This window comes from Rhodococcus sp. P4_E4 (assembly GCF_056401575.1).
On the sequence record NZ_JBFUJB010000020.1, the window covers coordinates 1 to 20,487 of the forward strand.

The 20,487-nt window shown below is 62.1% G+C and carries 21 protein-coding genes and 1 pseudogene; 2 read left to right on the forward strand and 20 right to left on the reverse strand.

Annotated features, from left to right (window positions below):
* Positions 1–587 (forward strand): PadR family transcriptional regulator (locus AC1DVN_RS22000; protein ID WP_477994220.1); only part of this gene is annotated, 587 nt, incomplete at its 5' end.
* Positions 588–828: 241 nt separating this feature from the next.
* Here AC1DVN_RS22000 and AC1DVN_RS22005 read toward each other — a convergent pair.
* Positions 829–1,188: pseudogene (locus AC1DVN_RS22005) on the reverse strand (VOC family protein); the annotation flags it as partial.
* Between the two features lie 60 nt (positions 1,189–1,248).
* Here AC1DVN_RS22005 and AC1DVN_RS22010 point away from each other — a divergent pair.
* Positions 1,249–1,656 (forward strand): hypothetical protein, encoded by a 408-nt coding sequence (locus tag AC1DVN_RS22010; protein WP_019748092.1) that lies wholly within the window; start codon positions 1,249–1,251, stop codon positions 1,654–1,656.
* A 46-nt stretch (positions 1,657–1,702) separates the two neighbouring features.
* Here AC1DVN_RS22010 and AC1DVN_RS22015 read toward each other — a convergent pair whose 3' ends face one another.
* The 19 genes from AC1DVN_RS22015 to AC1DVN_RS22105 form a co-directional block, all read right to left on the reverse strand.
* Positions 1,703–2,446 carry a DUF6390 family protein gene (locus AC1DVN_RS22015; protein WP_020969421.1) on the reverse strand — a complete coding sequence of 248 codons (744 nt, stop codon included), beginning with the start codon at positions 2,444–2,446 and terminating at the stop codon, positions 1,703–1,705.
* Positions 2,446–3,516, reverse strand: coding sequence for a hydrogenase expression/formation protein HypE (gene hypE / locus AC1DVN_RS22020; RefSeq protein ID WP_020969420.1), 1,071 nt, complete (start codon positions 3,514–3,516; stop codon positions 2,446–2,448). The genes AC1DVN_RS22015 and hypE overlap by 1 nt, the downstream gene beginning before the upstream one ends.
* Positions 3,506–4,618 carry a hydrogenase formation protein HypD gene (hypD, locus tag AC1DVN_RS22025; protein ID WP_021333540.1) on the reverse strand — a complete coding sequence of 371 codons (1,113 nt, stop codon included), beginning with the start codon at positions 4,616–4,618 and terminating at the stop codon, positions 3,506–3,508. The genes hypE and hypD overlap by 11 nt, the downstream gene beginning before the upstream one ends.
* Complete coding sequence (locus AC1DVN_RS22030) at positions 4,615–4,914, reverse strand: HypC/HybG/HupF family hydrogenase formation chaperone (RefSeq protein WP_020907459.1); 300 nt, start codon at positions 4,912–4,914, stop codon at positions 4,615–4,617. The genes hypD and AC1DVN_RS22030 overlap by 4 nt, the downstream gene beginning before the upstream one ends.
* Positions 4,915–4,930: 16 nt before the next feature.
* Positions 4,931–7,219 (reverse strand): carbamoyltransferase HypF, encoded by a 2,289-nt coding sequence (gene hypF / locus AC1DVN_RS22035; RefSeq protein WP_477994221.1) that lies wholly within the window; start codon positions 7,217–7,219, stop codon positions 4,931–4,933.
* The gene (locus AC1DVN_RS22040; protein WP_021333538.1) at positions 7,216–7,500 is read right to left on the reverse strand and encodes a HypC/HybG/HupF family hydrogenase formation chaperone; all 285 of its coding nucleotides are present in this window, start codon (positions 7,498–7,500) and stop codon (positions 7,216–7,218) included. The genes hypF and AC1DVN_RS22040 overlap by 4 nt, the downstream gene beginning before the upstream one ends.
* A gap of 3 nt (positions 7,501–7,503) precedes the next feature.
* The gene (locus AC1DVN_RS22045) at positions 7,504–7,998 is read right to left on the reverse strand and encodes a hydrogenase maturation protease (protein ID WP_060939619.1); all 495 of its coding nucleotides are present in this window, start codon (positions 7,996–7,998) and stop codon (positions 7,504–7,506) included.
* A 6-nt stretch (positions 7,999–8,004) separates the two neighbouring features.
* Positions 8,005–8,124, reverse strand: coding sequence for a DUF6893 family small protein (locus AC1DVN_RS22050; protein ID WP_003942178.1), 120 nt, complete (start codon positions 8,122–8,124; stop codon positions 8,005–8,007).
* 80 nt (positions 8,125–8,204) lie between these two features.
* A complete protein-coding gene (locus AC1DVN_RS22055) occupies positions 8,205–9,569 on the reverse strand; it encodes a hypothetical protein (RefSeq protein WP_019748084.1) in 1,365 nt (454 codons plus the stop codon).
* A complete protein-coding gene (locus AC1DVN_RS22060) occupies positions 9,566–10,204 on the reverse strand; it encodes a DUF6084 family protein (protein ID WP_020969415.1) in 639 nt (212 codons plus the stop codon). The genes AC1DVN_RS22055 and AC1DVN_RS22060 overlap by 4 nt, the downstream gene beginning before the upstream one ends.
* Complete coding sequence (locus AC1DVN_RS22065) at positions 10,201–10,821, reverse strand: DUF5947 family protein (RefSeq protein WP_021333534.1); 621 nt, start codon at positions 10,819–10,821, stop codon at positions 10,201–10,203. Before AC1DVN_RS22065 ends, AC1DVN_RS22060 begins: the two co-directional genes overlap by 4 nt.
* Before the next feature lie 19 nt (positions 10,822–10,840).
* Entirely contained in the window at positions 10,841–11,743 is a 903-nt protein-coding gene (locus AC1DVN_RS22070; protein WP_134999495.1) for a NifU family protein, read from the reverse strand.
* A gap of 3 nt (positions 11,744–11,746) precedes the next feature.
* On the reverse strand, positions 11,747–13,540 hold the full coding sequence (locus tag AC1DVN_RS22075; RefSeq protein ID WP_019748080.1) for a nickel-dependent hydrogenase large subunit: 1,794 nt from the start codon (positions 13,538–13,540) through the stop codon (positions 11,747–11,749).
* 54 nt (positions 13,541–13,594) lie between these two features.
* Positions 13,595–14,710 carry an NADH-quinone oxidoreductase subunit B family protein gene (locus tag AC1DVN_RS22080; RefSeq protein ID WP_308372438.1) on the reverse strand — a complete coding sequence of 372 codons (1,116 nt, stop codon included), beginning with the start codon at positions 14,708–14,710 and terminating at the stop codon, positions 13,595–13,597.
* A 163-nt stretch (positions 14,711–14,873) separates the two neighbouring features.
* Positions 14,874–15,695: a hydrogenase nickel incorporation protein HypB gene (gene hypB, locus AC1DVN_RS22085; RefSeq protein ID WP_477994222.1), complete on the reverse strand. Its 822-nt coding sequence runs from the start codon at positions 15,693–15,695 to the stop codon at positions 14,874–14,876.
* A 2-nt stretch (positions 15,696–15,697) separates the two neighbouring features.
* Positions 15,698–16,027, reverse strand: coding sequence for a hydrogenase maturation nickel metallochaperone HypA/HybF (locus tag AC1DVN_RS22090; RefSeq protein WP_020907448.1), 330 nt, complete (start codon positions 16,025–16,027; stop codon positions 15,698–15,700).
* A 155-nt stretch (positions 16,028–16,182) separates the two neighbouring features.
* Entirely contained in the window at positions 16,183–17,814 is a 1,632-nt protein-coding gene (locus AC1DVN_RS22095; protein WP_477994223.1) for a cutinase family protein, read from the reverse strand.
* A gap of 111 nt (positions 17,815–17,925) precedes the next feature.
* Entirely contained in the window at positions 17,926–19,032 is a 1,107-nt protein-coding gene (locus AC1DVN_RS22100) for an alcohol dehydrogenase catalytic domain-containing protein (RefSeq protein ID WP_283309313.1), read from the reverse strand.
* A gap of 28 nt (positions 19,033–19,060) precedes the next feature.
* Entirely contained in the window at positions 19,061–20,419 is a 1,359-nt protein-coding gene (locus tag AC1DVN_RS22105) for a M16 family metallopeptidase (RefSeq protein WP_019748074.1), read from the reverse strand.
* Positions 20,420–20,487: the final 68 nt, after the last annotated feature.

A 20,487-nucleotide genomic window follows, 5' to 3' on the forward strand; every position in this document is an offset into this window, starting at 1 on the left:
CGGTCAAGGACTGGTCGGCATACGAGATCGCCGAACAGGTCGGACGCGGGGTCGCCGAGTTGTGGCCCAGCGCAGACCGACAGCGATACAACGCCCCCAAAATTCTGCTTGAACGCGGTCTGGTCACGGCGAGCACGGTAACGAAAGGCACTCAGCGCTCGCGCACGGTCTACTCCATCACCGACGAAGGTCGCACAGCGCTGAGTGACTGGCTCGCCACCCAGGCCACACCCCCCGCCTTGCAGTTCGAAGGCATGATCCGCGTGATCTTCGCCAACCAAGGCACGATCGCCGACCTGCGGACCAACCTGACCACCATGCGCGAACAGGCAACTCGGTCTCGAAGTCTGTTCGTCTCACACGCACAACGGATTTCGGCCCCCGAAGCCGGCACACTCCCCCAGCAGAATCATCTGATGGCACTGGCCAACCGGTTCATGATCGGCCACTTCAACCACATCGCAGAATGGGCCGACTGGGCGCTGGAAGAAACTGCTGACTGGCCCGACACAGTGCAACCGGCAACAACCCACCGAAAGCGCACCGTCTCCACCCTCGCTCACTCGATAGACGATGGAAGTAGCTAGATTCCCCTCGAAAGCCATCGGACGCCGGTCCGACACCTTCTCGAAACCAGTTCGATCAGCGATCTGGAAGAGAACAGTCCGACGGACGCGGACCGCGGACGAACGATCAGAGAAGCGGGACCCGCAAAGTCCGGTGACGAACGAGGATTCCAAGTGCACGGCCGGGAAAGATGTCGACAGCCGGCGGAGGCAGCACTGAACGACATTGAATCTGGAGTAATTTCTCCTCGGAGTGGTTGGTTCACGGGTAGACGGCGATCTCGATGAGGCTTCCGTCGGGTTCGCGACAATAGTGCGAGACCATCTCGCCGAGGGCACCCAGTTTGGTCACGGGCCCGTCGAGCACCTCGACCCCACAGTTCTCCAGGTGCTCACGGACAGTTCCGGGTGACGCAAGAGTGATGAAGCACAAATCCTCGGAACCTGCCGTCTCGACGACGCCGGTGGTCCAGGCCGGGTCTTGCTCCGCCGATCCGAGAGGCCTCGGATTGATCTTCTGATCTCCGAACTTCAGTGCAGTGGGTGCCGTGGGGCCGAATATCTCGATCGTCATTCCGAGTACCTTCGCGTACCACTGGGCGGTGGCGTCGACGTCACCCCGCCACCGATTGAAACGCGAAACGGCACCGAATCGCCGGTCAAGCGACTAGCGTCGAATCGTATGACTGCACTCAACGCTTTTGCACGTACCGGTGCCGCGGTCTTTGCGGCCCTTGCGATCTCCGGCGTGATGATGCCGGGTACCGCGGCAGCGGCGCCGAGCACGGTTCCGTTCCAGGTCGACCCTTACGTCCCGCTCGTCGACTTGCCCACTCCCCACCTTGCAGCGATCGTCGGCGAAGAACCGGGCGTCGCCGTGCTGCACGTGCAACGCGCACCCGGAGACGGAAACCCCCACTCCGCGGTCGTCCACTGGCTCAGTCTCGGCACCGGAGCGTACGGATCCGCATCATTTCCGACACTGGATGCACAACCCGTCACCATTCGTCCGGGCTCGGGTCAGGTCGTCGCATACGTCGATCCCCAGGCGATCGGAACACCGGGCCTCGGAACCTTCTTCGTGCCCTGACACCTGCGTATCCTCCAGACAGTGGTCCCTGCTCTGACAGGGCCTGTCACGTCGACAGCATCCGGGTCGCGATCCGCAATGCCGAGTCTTCCGCGGCATCCAATGCCCGTGATTGCTCTGACGTGATGTTGTCACACAGCCAATCCCAGTGCATCGTCACCAAGGCGCCCTGGACGGGCGTCGGTGCGAGTGAGCGGCCGTCAACGCTCCATCGCACTCGCTGCGTCACCGGCGTGCCGCGTACGAGTTGCTCACCGTCGAACTCGAGCGGGGACGAAACCACCAACGCGTGCTCCTCACTCACGTCCTCGACCACTCCCCATCTGATCCGGCAGTTCTGGAGGACGGACAGTGGGACCGCACCGCGCTTCCGAAGAAGCTTGACCCACGGATACACCAGAAATACGTGAAAACTGTGGTGCGCGAGCGCGCGGTCCCGATCCCCGAGGGCAGGGAGAAACCCGGTGTTCTCGCGTTCACCGAATGCTGCCCTCAAGTGCTGCAACAACGCCCCCGAATCAAGCGAGTCGAGGAGATCACCTCCTACCCAATAGGCTTCGATCACTCGTGGATCGAGAGGATCGTCGATGCCCGCACTTGCGGCCAATGCCTCGAGGTACGGCCACGCACCGTCGAATTGACGAGCGCGATCACGGTCGCCGCTGCCCGAGTTGCCGCTGGCCAGACGAAGCAGCACTGAAGGATCGTCGGGTCCGCAGTAACCCAACTCGTTCGGCGGATACGCGTAGCGGGCAAACAATGCCGGCCCGTTCATACCGACGGCAGTCATCAGCAGATCCGCGGAAGTTGTTCACCTGCCGGCAAATCCACTACCCGATTGCCTCCCAATGCTGTACGCGCCACCACCATTCCGCGATGTTCGGCCACGCACTCCCCGATCACGGCAGCTCCCGCACTCAGCGGATTACCGCGCATCGCTTCCAGAATTCGGTCGGAGTCTTCTCGCGGAACGAAGGCGATCAGTTTACCCTCGTTGGCGACGTACAAAGGATCCAAACCGAGTAGCCCACAGGCGTCGCGCACGTCAGCGGGAATCGGCAGATCTCGTTCCACCAGCGCAACACCGATGTTCGACGCTTGAGCGATCTCGTTGAGGGTGGCGGCAACTCCGCCCCGGGTAGGGTCGCGCAAGACATGGATGTCGACGCCGGTGGCAATCATGTCGGCGACCACGCCGTTGAGCGACGCGCAATCACTGCGCACCTCGGTCCCGAATTCGAGACCTTCGCGACAACTCATCACGGCCACCCCGTGAACACCGATGTCGCCGCTGACGATCACGACGTCACCCACTTGTGCGCGAGTGGGGTTGATGTCCACCCCGTCGGCGACAATCCCGATTCCCGCGGTGTTGATGAAGACTCCGTCGCCGTGACCGGCATCGACAACTTTGGTGTCACCCGTCACCAGTCGAACGCCGGCAACGTGCGCAGCCCGCCCGAGCGCCTTCGCGATCCCCGCGATGTCGGTCAACGCGGTCCCTTCTTCGAGGATGAATGCCGTCGACATCACCAAGGGTTGTGCTCCCGCCATCGCCAGGTCGTTCACCGTTCCGTTGACCGCAAGATCGCCGATCGTTCCACCGGGAAACACCATGGGTTTCACGACGTACGAGTCCGTTGAGAAGGCGAGCCGCACCCCGCCGATGTCGAATACAGCCGAGTCGCCGAGCTCGGCATCGGCAGCGCTTCCGAACGAGGGCAGGAACAGATGCTCGATGAGCTCGGCGGACATCGCTCCCCCACCGCCGTGTCCCATGACGATGTTCGGCGAATCACGCAGCGGCAGTGGGCACACCCATGCCGACAGGTCCACGACAGCGGTCTCCTCAGCCGGCATGACCCGCCTCCTGCAGTTCCAGGCGTCGGTACAGGTAGTACGCAGCGCACGCCCCCTCGGACGACACCATCGTGGCACCGAGTGGATTCCGCGGAGTACATTCCTTCCCGAAGGCACTGCACTCGTGTGGCTTGATCAAGCCTTGCAATACTTCACCGGACCGGCAGACACTCGACTCGTCGGTGTGGATATCGGTCACCGAAAAACGTTCTTCCGCATCAAAATACGCATACTTCGGCGCCAGCTGCCACCCACTGTCCGGGATCGATCCGATGCCGCGCCACGTCCGGTCCGACACCGCGAACACATCCTCGAGCATCGCTTTCGCTGCGGTGTTGCCCTCCGCCGTGACAGCACGGGCGTAGGCATTTTCGACCTCGTGTCGACCCGATTCCAACTGCAGCACAGTCTTTCTGATGCCCTCCAGGAGATCCAGCGGCTCGAATCCGGTGACGACGATCGGGACCCTGTACTTCTCGGCGAGGGCCGGGTACTCCGACGTTCCCATCACACTGCACACATGCCCGGCCGCCAGAAATGCCTGCACGCGGCACTCTGGCGAGTCCATTATCGCGGCCATTGCCGGCGGGACCAGAACGTGCGAGACGAGCAGCGAGAAGTTCTTGATACCCAGGCGATTGGCCTGGTAAACGGTCATGGCGTTGGCTGGCGCTGTGGTCTCGAATCCGATCCCGAAGAACACCACTTGCCGGTCCGGATTCTCCTTGGCAATAGTCAGTGCATCCAACGGTGAGTACACCACGCGAACGTCGCCGCCGGCGCTCTTGATCCGGAACAGATCCGACGAACTCCCCGGAACTCGCAACATGTCCCCGAATGAACAGAAAATGACATCGGGCTTTGCCGCGATTTCGAGAGCTTTGTCGATGATCTCGAGCGGCGTGACGCAGACCGGGCAACCAGGTCCGTGAATCATCTCGATCTGCTCTGGGAGTAGTTGATCGATGCCGTGCCTGATGATCGAATGTGTCTGACCACCACACACTTCCATGATCGCCCATCGGCGCGTGGCCAGCGCGCGGATCTGATCCAGCAGTTTGCCGGCCAGTTCCGGATCGGAGAACTCGTCCAGATACTTCATGATTCCGTCTCCTTCGGTTCGATCCCGGCGGCCCGGGCAGCCCTGGCGAACCCGTCACCGAATTCCTCTTCGAGTACGCCGAGGTGTTCGAATTCCGCCAGCGTGCTGCGTGCGGATTCCTCGTCGAGTCGTTGGATCGCGAATCCGACGTGCACCACGACGTACTCGCCGACTCGGGCGCCTGGAATGTATTCGAGGCACACTTCTTTTCGGACGCCTCCGAAGTTCACCACCGACATCGTCGTTCCGTCGCGTTCCTCCAAGGACTCGATACGTCCTGGTACGGCTAGGCACATGGCACAACTCCTGACCTCATGACGAACTCCCGACCAGCACTTGGCCGTAGGCGAGACCACCGTCGTTCGGTGGTAACTGCAGTCCTGTCAACGGCGTGAATCCGGCTTCTCCGAGCAGGGCACACGCCCGGACGAGCAGGAGAGGGTTCTGAAACACACCTCCGGTGAGAACTACCTCGTCCACTCCCGCCAGTTCCCGGCCACGGATTGCCCACTCGAGTACGAGGTGCGCGACGGATTCGTGGAAGCGCGCGCCGATCACGTCGGCGGGCACCTTCGCTCGGAGATCACGGACAACGGCCCGAATGACCGACCGCGGATCAGCTGTCCAGGAATCGTCGTCCGACTGCACCCAGTCGAAGGTGTACCGCGACGGGGCGCAGTCGACTCCCCTCGAAATGCCCTCCAGTTCGATGGCGGCCTGCGCTTCGTAGTCGACGCTCTGACGAACCCCGGTCAGCGAGGAGACTGCGTCGAACAACCGCCCCATGCTGGAGGTGTCCACACACCCGAAACCGGTTTCCAACTGGTGAAGTAGGACCGACTGCTCTCGTGGCGGACAGGCTGCCACCGGCGCGAGGTCGGTTTCCCAGTCCAACCCGGCATGCCAGAGGTGGGCGAGCGCCATTCGGTACGGTCGTTCCACTCCGGCATCGCCCCCGGGCAGCGGTACGTATCCCAGATGCGCGAGACGGCGATAACCCTTGTACGTCGCCAGCAGCAATTCCCCTCCCCACACTGCGCCGTCCGCCCCGTAGCCGGTGCCGTCGAACGCTATTCCGAGAACCGGTTCGCTCCCGTCCCGGCCGTTCTCCCCCATCACGGAAGCCACATGTGCGTGGTGATGCCCGACGACGCGCACCGGTCGGTCGCCACTACGACTGCGAGCCCACGAGGACGAGCGATACCGAGGATGCTCGTCACAGGCAATCTGGTGCGGCGCTACTCCGGTGATCGACTCGAAGTGACTCTCCGAGGCAGCAAAACTGTCGATGACAGCGAGGCCGCCCATGTCTCCGATGTGCTGACTCGGCCAGACATACGCACCCTCGGCAAGACAGAAGGTGTTCTTCAGATCGGCCCCGACCGCCAAGGTGGGCGGTAGATCGAACGGCGCCGCAACGGGCAGCGGTGCATATCCGCGCGAGCGACGAAGCAACTGTCGTCCGCTGCCGACTATTCGCATCACCGAGTCGTCACACGGCATCAAGATCGGACGGTTGTGGGTCAACACCCCGTCGGCCAGGTCACCCACCCGTTCGAGATCGTCGTCGGAGTACAGAATTGGCTCGCCACCGATGTTCGCCGACGTCATCACCAACGCCGCGGGGCCCGCAGCGTCTCCCGCCAACCCGAGAAGAAGATGCTGAATCGGGTTGTAGGCCAGCATGATTCCGATGTCCGGAATGCCTGGGGCAATCGAAGGAGACAGCGTGTATCCAGACGCTTTGGCAACCAGCACTATGGGACGCTCGCGCGAGGACATGGCATCGGCCTCGGCATCCCCGACCACACCCAGCGCTCTGGCTTCTCTCACATCGCGCACCATCACCGCCAACGGCTTGCTCGGTCGATGCTTGCGTTCACGCAAATCGTGAACCACGCGATCATCACGCGCATCGCAGGCCAAGTTGAATCCTCCAATTCCCTTGACAGCAAGAATCTTCCCGCCTCGTAGCAGCGATCGGGCTCGTAGCAGTGCACCCTCGCCGGTCACCGCGGGCGCGTCGCCTTCCACGAACGAAAGCGTTGGACCGCACTCCGGGCAGGCAATCGGTTGCGCGTGAAACCGGCGGTCGGAGGGATCCACGTACTCCGCCGCACAGTTCGCGCACAACGGGAACCGCTTCATCGTCGTAGCGGCCCGGTCGTAGGGCATCGACTCGATGATCGTGAATCGTGGACCACAATTGGTGCAGGTGATGAAGGGATGACGATATCGCCGATCGCTCGGATCAGTCAGCTCCCGCAGGCAGTCGTCGCAGATCCCGACATCGGCCGGCGCCGAGGTTCGCCCGACCGCCCCCGCATCCGTCTCGATGATGCAAAACCCCTGACGACCTAGCGGCGGCGAGTCCTCGCGCTCTATCGAATCCACTCGTGCCAGCGGTGGGGGGCGGTTTCGCACCCGAGCGACAAACGCATCGATTGACTCTCCGTCGCCTTCGATGTCGATCACGACCCCGAGAGCAGAATTTCCCACCGAACCCGACAGTCCCAGTTCGGTCGCAGTCGCGTGAACGAACGGCCGGAATCCCACCCCCTGGACTACGCCACGAACGATGACACGGCTGGCGATCATCATGTCCCGACCTCGCCGGTACGAGTATCGGACTCGTCGATCTCACCGTCTTGACCACGGCCCATCAGTTCGAGGCCGGCCCGGGCGCGCTGTGCTCCCTGTTCGTCGACCTTCTCGACTGCAAAGCCCATGTGGATCACCACCCAGTCACCTGCCGTGACGGTGCCTTCGTCGAGCATCCCGATGTTGACCTTGCGCGGTGCACCTTCCACGTCGACGAGGGCGAGTTGACCGCCGTATCCGTCCAGTAGTTCGCGTACCCGTCCCGGAATCCCCAGACACATGACTCACACCTCCGGCCCCAAAGTGGTGGCATCACAATCCACGTCGATCGACCGGACGAGTGCCATCACCGCAGAGGCGGCTTGCCCTACCGAATCACGCATCTCTGCACTCAATCCGATTCCGTCGCCGACCGATTTAGCGTGTGCCCCCACCACGAACGTCCGCGGGAGTGCTCCGCCGAGGGCCTGCAGGCTGGCAAACACCGAACTCGGATGCATCGAGTGTGCGTCGAAACCTCCTTGCGAGCCTTCACTTTCGGGATCCACTTCGATGATCGCAAGCTTCCCCGGAACTCCGGTCACCGGTAATGCGTCGATCAGCACCAGCGCGTCCCACGACTCCAACAAGTCGTATGCGAGATGCACACCACGAATCCCGTAGTCGACCAGGCGAACCCCCGTCGGGAGATTCTCATGCTGCAACGCTCGAACAACTTCGGGGCCGAATCCGTCGTCTTCGAGAAATATGTTTCCGACGCCTGCAATCAGCACGCGCACAGTGCTTTACATCTTTCGCATTCGCAGATAGCGCTGGATGTCCGGCATCGACACCACCAGAACGATCGCGGCTGCGATCGCGGTGGCGCCGAGAAGTGCCGTCGACAGCAATCCCATGCTCCTCATGGCGGGTTCTCCTCTCGATAGCAGTGAAGTCCGAAAGCTGTGAAGTCCGATAGCTGTGAAGTCCGACAGCGTGAAGTACGTCAACTCGCGCCGTCTCGCGGCACCGGCTCTATCTCGTCCGGCGCGAAGTACAGGTAGCGGCCGTACCAGTTGTGCAGATCGGCGGCCGGGTCGTCCAAGAGCGTCACCCCAACATGAATGTCGCCGTCCACGTCTTCATGAATGGTGGCGACGTGGGCGATCCGGCCGTCGAAGAACAGGTCCTGAGCATCAGCGCGACGTGAGGGGTGAAGCCGAACCGTACTTCCACCACAGACGCGGACGCCGTTGATCAATACTGCGTCGGTGCGTGGTTGAACACTGGTGTCGGCTTCCGGCGTCCACCAGTCCACGCCGTCAGGCACCTCGGGTATCAGATCAGAACCGGCAATCGAATCTCGCAGCACGCCGTGCAGGCCGGCTAGATCGTCGGCCGTCAAGCTCTCACATCGATCGATGATGTCGGCAGCTTTCGAGTCGGTAGCCCGCGCCCGCGCCTTTTCCTCTTCGGTCATGGCGAGAATTCTCAGGGTGAGAATTTCGTCGATCTCCGTCGAGTCGAACAGGGATCCTTCGCTCTGCGGCGCAATCTCGGGAAAGTCGTACAAGATGATCGGTGACACCAGAACGGTGGGCGATGTACCGGGGTGAGTCGGATCCTCGGTCCCCGCAAGCACTGGATAACAGCGATTTTGGCGCAGCGGCTCCGAGTGATCTGGTTCGTCGAACAACGACACGAACTTCGAGCCTGCGCAGGTCAAAATGACGTGAGTGCCGAGCATCGACTGCGCCGTGGCCGTGCCCTTGTCCCTCATGTCGACGCTCGTGTCGTTCATGATGCTCACGGAGATCACCCTGCGTCTGTCCCCTGCGGAGGCGTTCAATTCCAAGCGGCCAGTCACCGGAAGCCGTGTCCGAACGACCCGTCCGACTACCCGGCCCCGAGAATCCGCCAGAGTCTCTCCGTCGACAACTCCCGCCGCACAGAAGGATTCTTCGACGCCGGCCTCGAGTTCGTCCAGACCCCACGGACCCAAGACGATCTCGGATTCGGTGGCTTCGTCCCACGAGATCGCCTCGTGCCCGTCGACGACCAACCGATCCACCGGAATCCACGCGCCGCCGGCGCCGAGTCGTTCAACCGTCCGCGACTGGTGGTGCAGAAATCTCACCGTCGCCGTTACTTCGGCGCCGTTCCGCTCGAGTTCGCCGAGCAGACATTGGGCGGACATCGACGGTTCCTCGCCGACTCCGTCACCGGCGGCGCCGGGCGGTCCGAGAACCCCGAACTGCCAACGGGATTGATTCTTCGCCGAACCGGCCCGGTAAGGATAGAGAAGATATCCCTCGTACAGGACAGCGTCGGCCACGGCCCGAACGTCGTGATCCATCTCAGTTCGGGTCATCGGGGCACCTCGCTCGCCGTGAGCAACTGCCGCACGGCTGAATCGAGGTCCGTGAAGCCGTGCGCTGCCTTGAATCGCACGAGATCGGCAATCGTCTCATGGTCGAGGCGTACCCAACCAGAGGCCGGATAATGCGTGGCCATCAGCTGTTTCCACACGTCGACCGGCAATTCGTAGGCAGCAGATCTGTCCCACGGGATCTGCTGTACCGAGAAACCGCGCTGCCCGTCGGTGAATACGGTTCCGCTCAGTAGAACCACGATCGGAATCGTTCCGTCACGGAGTGCGTGCATGTACTTCGACGCCGTCACCGAGAAGTCGTACGTACACGCCATGGGTAAGGCCGCGACCGTTGTTTCCGTGAATCCCTGAACGACCGCGGAACACTCCATCCACAAGAAGGTTCGCAGCGTACTCGACCAACGCTCCCGCGGACCGAACAAATCGCGCAGGGCGTCGCCTTCCTCGTCGGAGTACGGCCGGCGGTGCGGTTCGATTCGAACCTGTGCGCGTAGAGCGACTGCTCGGACGGTCGCGCCGGTAGTCTCCGACATCCTCAATCTCACCGTCAGATTTGGTGTAACCGCATACGGTTCCACCTCCACGTTGTCGACCGAGAAGTCGAGGACGGTCATGCCGACCTGCTTCGCGCCTCGACGCGCCCGAAGAACTCGTCCACCGCGCGCGCTGCATCCTGGCCACCGTCGAATCCGCGCCACACGGTGCGCAGCCTGCCCACCAGCTCGTAGCAGGCGTCGATGGGAACAACGAAGCATCTCGGCGATTGTCCTGACGTGGGCACCGAGACAATCAACGCCTCGACGTCGGCCCGCATCTGCGAGAGCCCCGGATTCTCCGCGAGCACAGTCTCGAACGAGTCGATGGGCAGCTCGGATTCGGTAGCTCCGGCAGGTCCCGGATAGAAGACTATGTACTTGTCGAGGAGTGAGTTCCGAAAGAAGAATGCCAGTCCGACGGGGATTTCCAGGGACTCCCACCGGCCAGGGCCGAGGTCGAAGTCCGGAAATTCGAGATACCGATCGGGAACCGCCTTGTATCGAAGATCCGCGTCGACCGGCGCAAAGAGCAGATAGCAGGGACGGCACACGCACATCAGGCTCCGGACCTGTACGTCCACGACGTGTTGGTGTTCGTCACCTATGCCCGCCGCGCACATCTCACACAGCGGCCCGGTCGGAACGGCGCGCGTCGAGGCGATTCGCGTGAGCACCTCTCCCACAGTGGTTTTCATGACCAGGCTTCGTCCACGGCTAGGTCACCGGCAACACGGAATCGTCGGCAAGCGCGACCGAGAGCACACCGTCGCGAATAAGCACCGGCAGAGGCGCCAGGTGCTCGGAGCCGGTGCCGACCCGCGCACCCGCTCCGTACACGCTGAAGTGGGCAGAGCAAGTCGGACAGGTAAGGACAGCGGCGTCTCGGACAGGAAGGCCCATCATGCGTTCGAGCACAGCCCCCGCCATCGAATGGTCACATACGGGGCAATGGTCGCGATACGCGTACAGATCGTCACCGGAGCGGCAGACCAACAGATCGGTATCCGATACCCGGAAGCCCGCGACCTCACCCGCGTCGACTTCGGCAAATTCGGGGACCTCCACCCAGTGCGCGCCTCCCCCGTCGGCGTGTACGTGCGAGAACAGGGACTCGACCGAGATCACACCCGACTTCAGCTCGTGCGAATCCGGTGTCTCGACGTCGATTCCGGTGGTCTCGGGTGCCGCCGCCCGCACCGCGTCCTGGACCGCGGTTTCGAGGGTCACCGACGACGAAGGGCAACTGTTACAGCTTCCGAGAAGCCGTAGCCGCACCACGCCGTCCGCCACCTCGATCAGTTCGACGTCCCCGCCGTGCGAGCCGAGGTACGGACGCACGCTGTCGAGCGCAGTGCGTACGCGGGTCTCGACGTCGTGCGGGTGAAGTCCGTGCACCAGTAGGAGGCTCGACACCAGATCGTCGCGAACCATCGCATCCATCATGGCCGGATCCGCCAGCGCGACGGTGCGTTCGAGTGCGGCGCCGTACAACTGCACGACCTCGCGCACCAGTTGCTCGGCGCGATTCCTGGCCACCGGGCCTGCACCGGCATTGGCCTGCAACAACGTCTCGATGCGTTCACCTGCTCCGCGCCAGTAGTCGGCCGATTGCTCCATCGATCACTCCCCGGTCACGGACTGCGTCGGAGAGTGCAACTTCTCCAGGGTCTTACCGCCGCCGAGATACATGTGAACACCACACGGCAGACAGGGATCGAAACTACGCACGGTCCGCATGATGTCGATGCCCTTGAAGTGGTCTCGATCGTTCTCCTCGAAGATCGGCTGACCCTGCACGGCATCCTCGTACGGACCGGGGGTTCCGTAGCTGTCGCGCGGGCTCGCATTCCACGGGGTCGGTGGGTACGGGTGATAGTTCGCGATCTTGCCGTCACGAATCACCATGTGATGTGAGAGAACTCCGCGGACGGCTTCGGTGAATCCGCAACCGATTCCCTCGTCCGGAACCTCGAACGACTCCCACGTCTTGGTGCGGCCTGCCCGGATCTCGACAAGCGCCTTCTCTGCGAAGTGAAGGGCAGCCGCTGCTGCGTATGCCTGGAAATACGTTCGCGCACGGTTTCTTTCGAGAGTATTGCTGCCATGTTCTGGAATCTTCCACTCGAGCGAGACGGGACCTTTCAGTGCTGTTTTCGGAAGATTGATCTTCACACTGTGTCCGGTCGACTCGAGGTATCCGATGTCGACCAGGCCGGCAAGAGCGGTGCTCCACAGACGAGCCAATGCTCCCCCGCCGGTATCCAGAGCGAGGTTGTCTTTTCCGTCGAACCATCGCGGTGACATGACCCAGCTGTACTTGTCCTCGAGATTACGCTTCTGCGGATGTGGGTTGGTGTGTTGATTCCACGGGTGCCGGCGATCGACCGGGTTACCCAGCGGATCGGTTTTGACGAACATCTCCTGATCACTCCAGTCCTCGTAATACGAGGACCCCAGCATGATTCGGATACCGAGGTTGATGTCCACCAGATCCGTGGTGACCAACTTTCCGTCGACAACCACACCGGGAGTGACAAACATCTTCCGGCCCCAGTCGGTCATGTCCTTGTACGAGAAATTGCAGTACTCGGGGTCTTGGAACGATCCCCAACAACCCAGCAGGGTCCGCCGCAGGCCAACCTTTTCGTAACCGGGCAGCGCCTGGTAGAAGAAGTCGAACAGGTCGTCGTGCATCGGCACGACCTTCTTCATGAATTCGACGTACCGCATCAGCCGCGACATGTAGTCCGTCATCAGTTCGATCGTCGCGACGGTTCCGACGCCGCCGGGATAGAGCGTCGACGGGTGGACGTGCCTACCCTCCATCAAGCAGAACATTTCGCGAGTCGAACGCGAGACTTGCAACGCTTCGCGATAGAACTCACCCGTGAACGGATTGAGAGTCCGCATGATGTCCGCGATCGTGCGATAACCGTGCTGCTCCTCGTGCGGGCAGCGCGTGTTCTCTGCCTGCGCCAGCACACCGGGATTCGTCTCGGAGACCATCTTCTCGCAGTAGTCGACTGCGACCAGATTCTCTTGAAAAATGTTGTGGTCGAACATGTACTCGGCGGCCTCGCCGAGATTGACGATCCACTCGCCTAGATGCGGCGGCTTGACGCCGTACGCCATGTTTTGTGCGTAGCACGAGCACGTGGCGTGATTGTCACCGCAGATGCCGCAGATACGACTGGTGATGAAATGCGCGTCGCGCGGGTCCTTCCCCTTCATGAACAGGGAATACCCACGAAAGATCGACGACGTGCTGTGGCACTCCACCACTTCGCGATTGGCGAAGTCGATCTTGGTGTAGATACCCAGACTGCCGACGATTCGGGTGATGGGGTCCCACGCCATCTCGACAAGACCGTCGCGGTCCGCAGTCGAGGTGGGTTCGGGAACGATGGCCGTCATTGCAGTGCCTCCCAGAGACGTTGCTCACAAACTGATTTGAAGGTATCCGGTCGGTCACCACGTACGCGTCGCACCGGTGAGCAACTTCGACCCGCGCTCGCGCCAGTGCGGTTCCTTGTCCAACGTGTGACCGGTGATCCGGCGCAGACTGTGGATCACGGACCCGTACATTCCCACCGCATTGGTGGAGAGTTTGCCGCCAGGTGGTTCATCCATGAACGGCATGAATTTGTCCGGGAATCCCGGCATCGTGCAGCCGATGCAGATCCCGCCGACATTAGGGCACCCGCCGACTCCGTTTATCCAACCGCGTTTGGGGACATTGCATTTCACGACCGGTCCCCAACACCCCAGCTTGACGATGCACTTCGGCGACCCGTACTCCGTCGCGAACTCGCCCTGCTCGTAGTACCCGCCACGGTCACAGCCCTCGTGAACGGTGGCACCGAAAAGCCACTGCGGGCGGAGGGATTCGTCCAAGGGAATCATCGGCGCCTGATCAGTGGCCATGTACAGAAGATAGGTCAGGGTCTCGGAGAGGTTGTCCGGCTGAATGGGACACCCGGGAACGCAAACGATCGGGATGCCCGCCTTCGATTTCCAGGTCCACCCGAGATAGTCCGGCACGCCCATCGCACCGGTCGGATTGCCGGCCATCGCATGTATGCCGCCGTAGGTTGCGCACGTGCCGACCGCAACTACCACAGTCGCTTTCGGCGCCAGTTTGTCGAGCCATTCGCTCGTGGTGACCGGTTGGCCGGTTTCACGATTGTTCCCGAAACCACACCAGTACCCTTCGTCGTGAAGTTTCTCGTTCGGTATAGATCCTTCGACAACAAGAACAAAGGGTTCCAATTCTCCCCGGTCGGCTTTCCAGAACCATTCCAGGAAATCGTCAGCGCCGCCCTGCGGTCCACATTCGAAGTCGATGAGCGGCCAATGAACCGCCACCTGAGGCAGGCCGGGCAACGCACCGAGCGCGATCTCCTCGATACTGGGTTGCGTGGCCGCGGTGAGCGCCACCGAATCACCGTCGCAACTGAGACCGGCATTGATCCACAGCACGTGGATCAGAGTTTCTTCCGCTTTGGCCGCTGCGCTTTCGGGGGTAGCTGCGCTTTCGGAGGCAGGTTCCGCCGTGGTGCCAGCAGTCGATTTTTGTGTGTCCATGTCAGCCGCTTTCACGGGTGCACTTGCGCCTGATTCTCGGCACCGCTACTGCCTGACACGCTATGGCCTCAAATTGCTGCGGCACCGAAACGCTGACGCCACCGGAGTCGAACCTCGGCCCACTTGCGTGGCACCCACTCATTTCATTAACTACCCGAGCAGATCAGTTGTCAACGGCCACCGGAGAAATCGCCGACCGACTACCGATCCACTCGTACCACTCGTCCATGCCCTCACCTGTCGTGGCCGATAGAACAACAACGCGCACAGCAGGATTGAGTATTTTCGCTTGCGCGACACAGGCATCAACGTCGAACTCGACGTACGGGAGCAAGTCGATCTTGTTGATCACCACGAGGTCCGCGACGGAAAAGATGTGCGGGTACTTTTTCGGCTTGTCGCCCCCCTCCGGCGTCGAAATTAGGACAACCTTGCCTTCCTCGCCCAGGTCGAAGAGCGCGGGGCACACCAGGTTTCCTACGTTTTCGATCAGAAGCAGCGACTCGTCCGCGGGGTCCAAGGCGCGCAGCGCGCGATCGATCATCTCGGCATCGAGGTGACAGCCCGCCCCCGTGTTGACCTGGACCACTGACGCGCCGGCCTCACGAATCCGCTCGGCGTCGAGCCGGGTTTCCTGGTCACCTTCGATCACGGCAATCGGTCGTTCTCGTCCTAGTTCCCGGATCGTTCGCGCCAGCAATGTCGTCTTACCCGCGCCGGGCGAACTCATGATGTTGAGCGCCGTGACTCCGCGGCCCCGCATCCACTCACGATTGTGAACCGCAATGCCGTCGTTCTTGGCAAGCACCTGCTGCTCGAGAATTACCGTGTGGTCGGAGTGACCGTGCCCATGGTCGTGGTCGTGGTCGTGGTCGTGGTCGTGGTGGTGACCGTGCCCATGGCTGTCGTCCTGCTCGTGTTCTCCGCCGGCGACGACCGACACCCGAGGTCCCGTAGTGTCCCCGCACCCACACGTCGCGCACATGCTCAGCTCACTTCCATCGACAGGATCCGCAACTCGCGGCCGGCAAGCACCTCGACATCAGCACTGCCGCACCCACACAACAAGAACATGTCGGGCGGCGAGAAAGTCACGCCACAGCTATTGCATCGCGCGCTGGTTGCAATCTGATCGATGTGCAAGCTGGCACCCTCGGCGTGAGTACCCGCCGTGACAACGTCGAAGCAGAACAGCAGAGAGTGTGGAACCACCGCGCAGAGTTGCCCTACTTCCAGCCGCACACTCGATACTCGTCGCTCGCCGGCACGCTCGCACACGGCTTCGACCACACTCTGCGCAATAGACAGCTCGTGCACGGTGAAACCCACGATTCGTGATCCGGAAACCTCCCTTCCACGATAAGCACCAACCGCCGCTGTACGTAACCCGTACATACAAAACAGGCTGCGATCCGCAACTACTTGCGGATCGCAGCCTGTGACAGCGTTTTTGACGAACGGAAACGTCTCGGCTAGCCGGCCGCAGCCTGTGTCGTTGTTGTTGTTGATGTTGTCGTTGTCGTGGTCGCGGCGGGCGGTTCACTCGACTCGACTGAAGTCGACGGCGCCACGGTTGAAGTCACACTCGGCGTCGCGGCCGGCGCAACGGATGTCGTCGTCGGAGCCGCGGGTGCCGGTGCTGCAGATTCCGAACCTGCGGGTGCGGGTTGTACCGCTTCGTCCGTGGTTGTGGTGGGCTTGGCCGAGTCGGTAACCGAAGGCGAAGCAGCCAAGGCGTCGATGGCATCCGCCATCTCTTCGACGGTCGGCTTCGCCGACGAATCGACCGGCTTGCCGTCCTGCGCCTGCTTGGCCAGATAGGTCAGCCACGCCGCTGCGTACTCCGCTGATGTCAGGGGCTTGCCGTTTGCAGCATCCGAATCGCGCCAGTAGTCGAAGTGGTGACCGACATCCGGGCCCAAGGTCAGGCCGTACGGATCGTTCATGACTACGGGAATGGTGTTCTGGTTCGTGGCGATGAGGCCGACGATTTCCTTGAACAGCTTCTGCGGCAGGTACGCCAACGGCGACACTTCCTCAGTGGAAACCGAGTCCTTTGCGACCGGCGTCGTGGTGGCCTCGCTCGGCTTGTACGCCGGATCGGACACCTTCAGCAAGACATCGAGGAAGGTTTCGTCGCTCTGCATCCAGGTGGGATTGCTCGAGATGTCGTTGAAGGCATCGAACATCACTCGTCCCATCACGACCGCTATGTCCATGCCGGTGGCGGGCGTCAGATTCTGCGCTTGCAACTGGTCGACGTTGAGCTGCCGACCGACGTTTGCCGCCAGAATCAGGAGTGAAATGTTCTCGGGAGCTGCGCAGGTGAGGTCGCCGTCAGAGCAGAACGACGCAATCTTGCCGTTCAGGGCCCCGAAATCTCCGCTGGTTCCCGGCAGTGCCCCGGATCCGGAAGCGGTGTTCTTTCCGTTCTGATATTGCTCGTTGAAACCGTCAGGGTTCGCGTACGGGTTCTCGGCGCCGGGGAACGGGCCCTCGCCCGCGAGTCGACCAGCGTCGGCGAAGATCACCACACCGACGACGTTGTCCGGATTGATGCCGGAGGTGCTCGACTCCGACCCGATGTCCATCGCGACGCGGCGCACTACGTCAGCGCCTTCGCTGTATCCGACAATCGAGAACTTCGTGTTCGGGCAGGCGGCGCTGATCGCCTTCATGACAGCTCGCGTGTTGTCCGCGCCCGTCGTCACGGCCTCTTCGTAACTATCCATGTTTGCGGGATACGCGATGTAGACGGAGGCGTACGAGCCGTCCTTGACCGAACCGGCTGGTGCCTTGAGTACCGGGTCGACCCAGTGGCTGCTGTAGTCGTCTGTGAGCGCCGCGGGGAGGAGTGTCGTTCCATCCGCACCGACGAGCATCTTCGTTGTGCCCTCGACAGGCGTGTCTCCGCGACCGGCAACACCGATCCCGACCGTGTCGTGGCACTCGGTGACAGACGCGGTCAACTCGGTCTCGATCGTCTGCGATTGCGGAGAATCCACGGCAACTGCGACCGCCACCAACGCGGCCACGCCGAGCGCTGCGGGCGCTACTGCACCCGCCAGTATTCGATGTCGCGAAAAGAACCCACGAACCGGCATATCTTCTCCCCAATCAACTTTTGGAAAACGTACGACCGACCCCCGGGGCGTCACGCAACGTCATTCGAGTAGTCGTCCAGTATGAGAGAAGCGTTACAGGAGGTAACAATTTCAGTCGAAAATAATGACCTGTCGGATTGCTTTTCCGTCCGCAAGTTCGTCCATGCCGGAATTGATGTCGTCCAACTCGATTCGCGAGGAGATGAGCTTCTCGACCGGTAGCTTCCCGTCCCGCCACAATTGCGCGTAGATCGGGATGTCGCGGGCGGGGACCGCGGATCCGAGGTAACTGCCGATGATGGTCCGCGCTTCGGCCACCAGCCCGAGCGGCGAGATCGACGAGCGCGCATCAGGCGCAGGCAACCCGACCGTGACGGTCGTGCCACCCGCTGCCGTCGCGGCCACGGCTGTCTCGAACGCCCGAGCATTTCCCGCAGCTTCGACGACGATGTCTGCGCGAACGCCACTCTCGGACAGGCCGGACGGTGTGAAGACCTCGGTCGCGCCCAGTTCCAGCGCCTGAGCCAGCTTGGACTCCAGTGCGTCGACGCCGATGACGTTCTCGACCCCGAGTGCCCGCGCCGTCAGGATTGCGGCCATCCCGACGCCGCCCAAGCCGACCACCATCACAGTGTCCGCCGGGCGAGGATTAGCCGCGTTGAGTAGCGCTCCCCCGCCGGTCAACACCGCGCAACCGAGTACGGCTGCAATCTCGGCCGGAATATCGTCTTCTACGGCAACTACGGACTTGGCGTTGACCACCGCATGCGTCGCGAAACCCGAAACGCCGAGATGATGTTTGACGCTCTCGCCGGAGCGCCGCAGTCGTTGCGCGCCACCGAGCAAACTGCCGTCGTTGTTGGCGGCGCTACCCACCGTGCACGGCATCCGGCCGTCAGTGGCGCATCCCGCGCACTCGCCACACCGCGGAAGAAAAGTCATCACGACGCGGGTGCCCACCGACAACGAATCAACGCCGTCGCCGAGTTCGACGATTCGACCAGCTGCCTCGTGGCCCAGCAACATCGGCACGGGGCGAACGCGATTCCCGTCGACCACGGAGAGGTCGGAGTGACAAAGCCCGGCAGCTTCGATCTTGACGAGGATCTCACCCGGGCCCGGCGATTCGAGGTCGAGTTCCGAAATCGAAATCGGAGTCGACTCCGCAAAGGGACGCTCCCGGCCGATCTCTTCGAGCACTGCACCACGGATCTTCAACTGCACACCCCGATTTCGATAGTTCGAACTACTTGCCCACGATCCCGCGTACCGAGGCGGGAAGGTCACGAACCCGCTTGTACGGGCCGACGACGGCGGCTGCAAAAGGCCTGGTCAAGAGCACCTGCGCCACCTCGAGCACCTCTTCGGAGGTAACCGCGTCGATGGTCGCGAGCGTCTGCGCAACACTGCGATGGTTGCCGTAATTCAGTTCACTGCGACCGATACGGTTCATGCGTGAACCTGAATCTTCCAGTGCCAGAACCAATCCGCCGCGCAGCGATCCCTTGGCGCGGGCGATCTCGGCATCGGTGATTCCGTCCGTCGCCACGTTCGCAAGTACCTCGCGGATCACTGTGGCAACCTCCCCGAGGTTCTCCGGCTGGCAACCCGCGTACACGGAGAACGCTCCGGTGTCCGCGAAGGTGTCTACGCCGGAATAGACGGAGTACGCAAGCCCACGCTTCTCGCGAATCTCTTGGAACAGACGAGAACTCAGCCCGCCGCCCACTGCGGCGTTGAGAACAGACAGGGCCCAGCGATGACCCTCGTGCCGACCGAACGCGCGTACTCCGAGCGCAAGGTGGACCTGCTCGCTGTCGCGGTGGGTCAAGCTCAGTTCAGGCATCGTTCGCAAACGCAGAGTGCCTTCGCGCCGCGGCGCCGGCTTGACTCCACGCTCGAGATGCCCGGCGAAGGCGCGGCGAGCGAGCGTCACAACCTGCTTGTGGTCGACGTTCCCCGCTACTGCCAGCACCATCCGCTGCGGCGTGTAACGCCGAACATGGAAGGAATGCAGCTGATTGCGCGACATCGACTCGATCGATTCGACGCTACCGATGATGGGACGACCGACAGGATGATCTCCGAACAACGCGGTCAGGAAGGCGTCGCCGAGCAGGTCTTCCGGATCGTCGTCTCGCATCGCGATCTCTTCGAGCACTACTTGCCGCTCGACGTCGACATCCGCAGTTCTGCAGCGCCCACGCAGTACGACGTCGGCAACAAGGTCCACCGCCATCGGGAGGTCCTCGTCGATCACGTGCGCGTAGAAACAGGTGTGTTCCTTCGACGTGAATGCATTGAGTTCGCCGCCCACACCATCCATGACCTGCGCGATGTCCAACGCGGTCCGTGACGGCGTCGACTTGAACAACAGATGCTCGAGAAAATGCGCGGCACCGGCCACACTCGGCTGCTCGTCGCGGGAACCGACTCCGACCCACACGCCGACGGAGGCGGAACGCACACCGGGGATGAATTCGGTGACGACGCGCAGGCCGCCGGGAAGGACCGTGCGCTGCACTCCCGATTCAGGAGTCGCATCGATCGGCGATTTCAGCACAGCGCTGCGGCTGCGCGTGGTGTTGGGAGTGGTCTTTGCCATGAAAAGGTTCAGCAGTCCTCGGTGCAAGTGTTGAATCAGGTATCTACAGGCTCGTGTCTACAGACAGT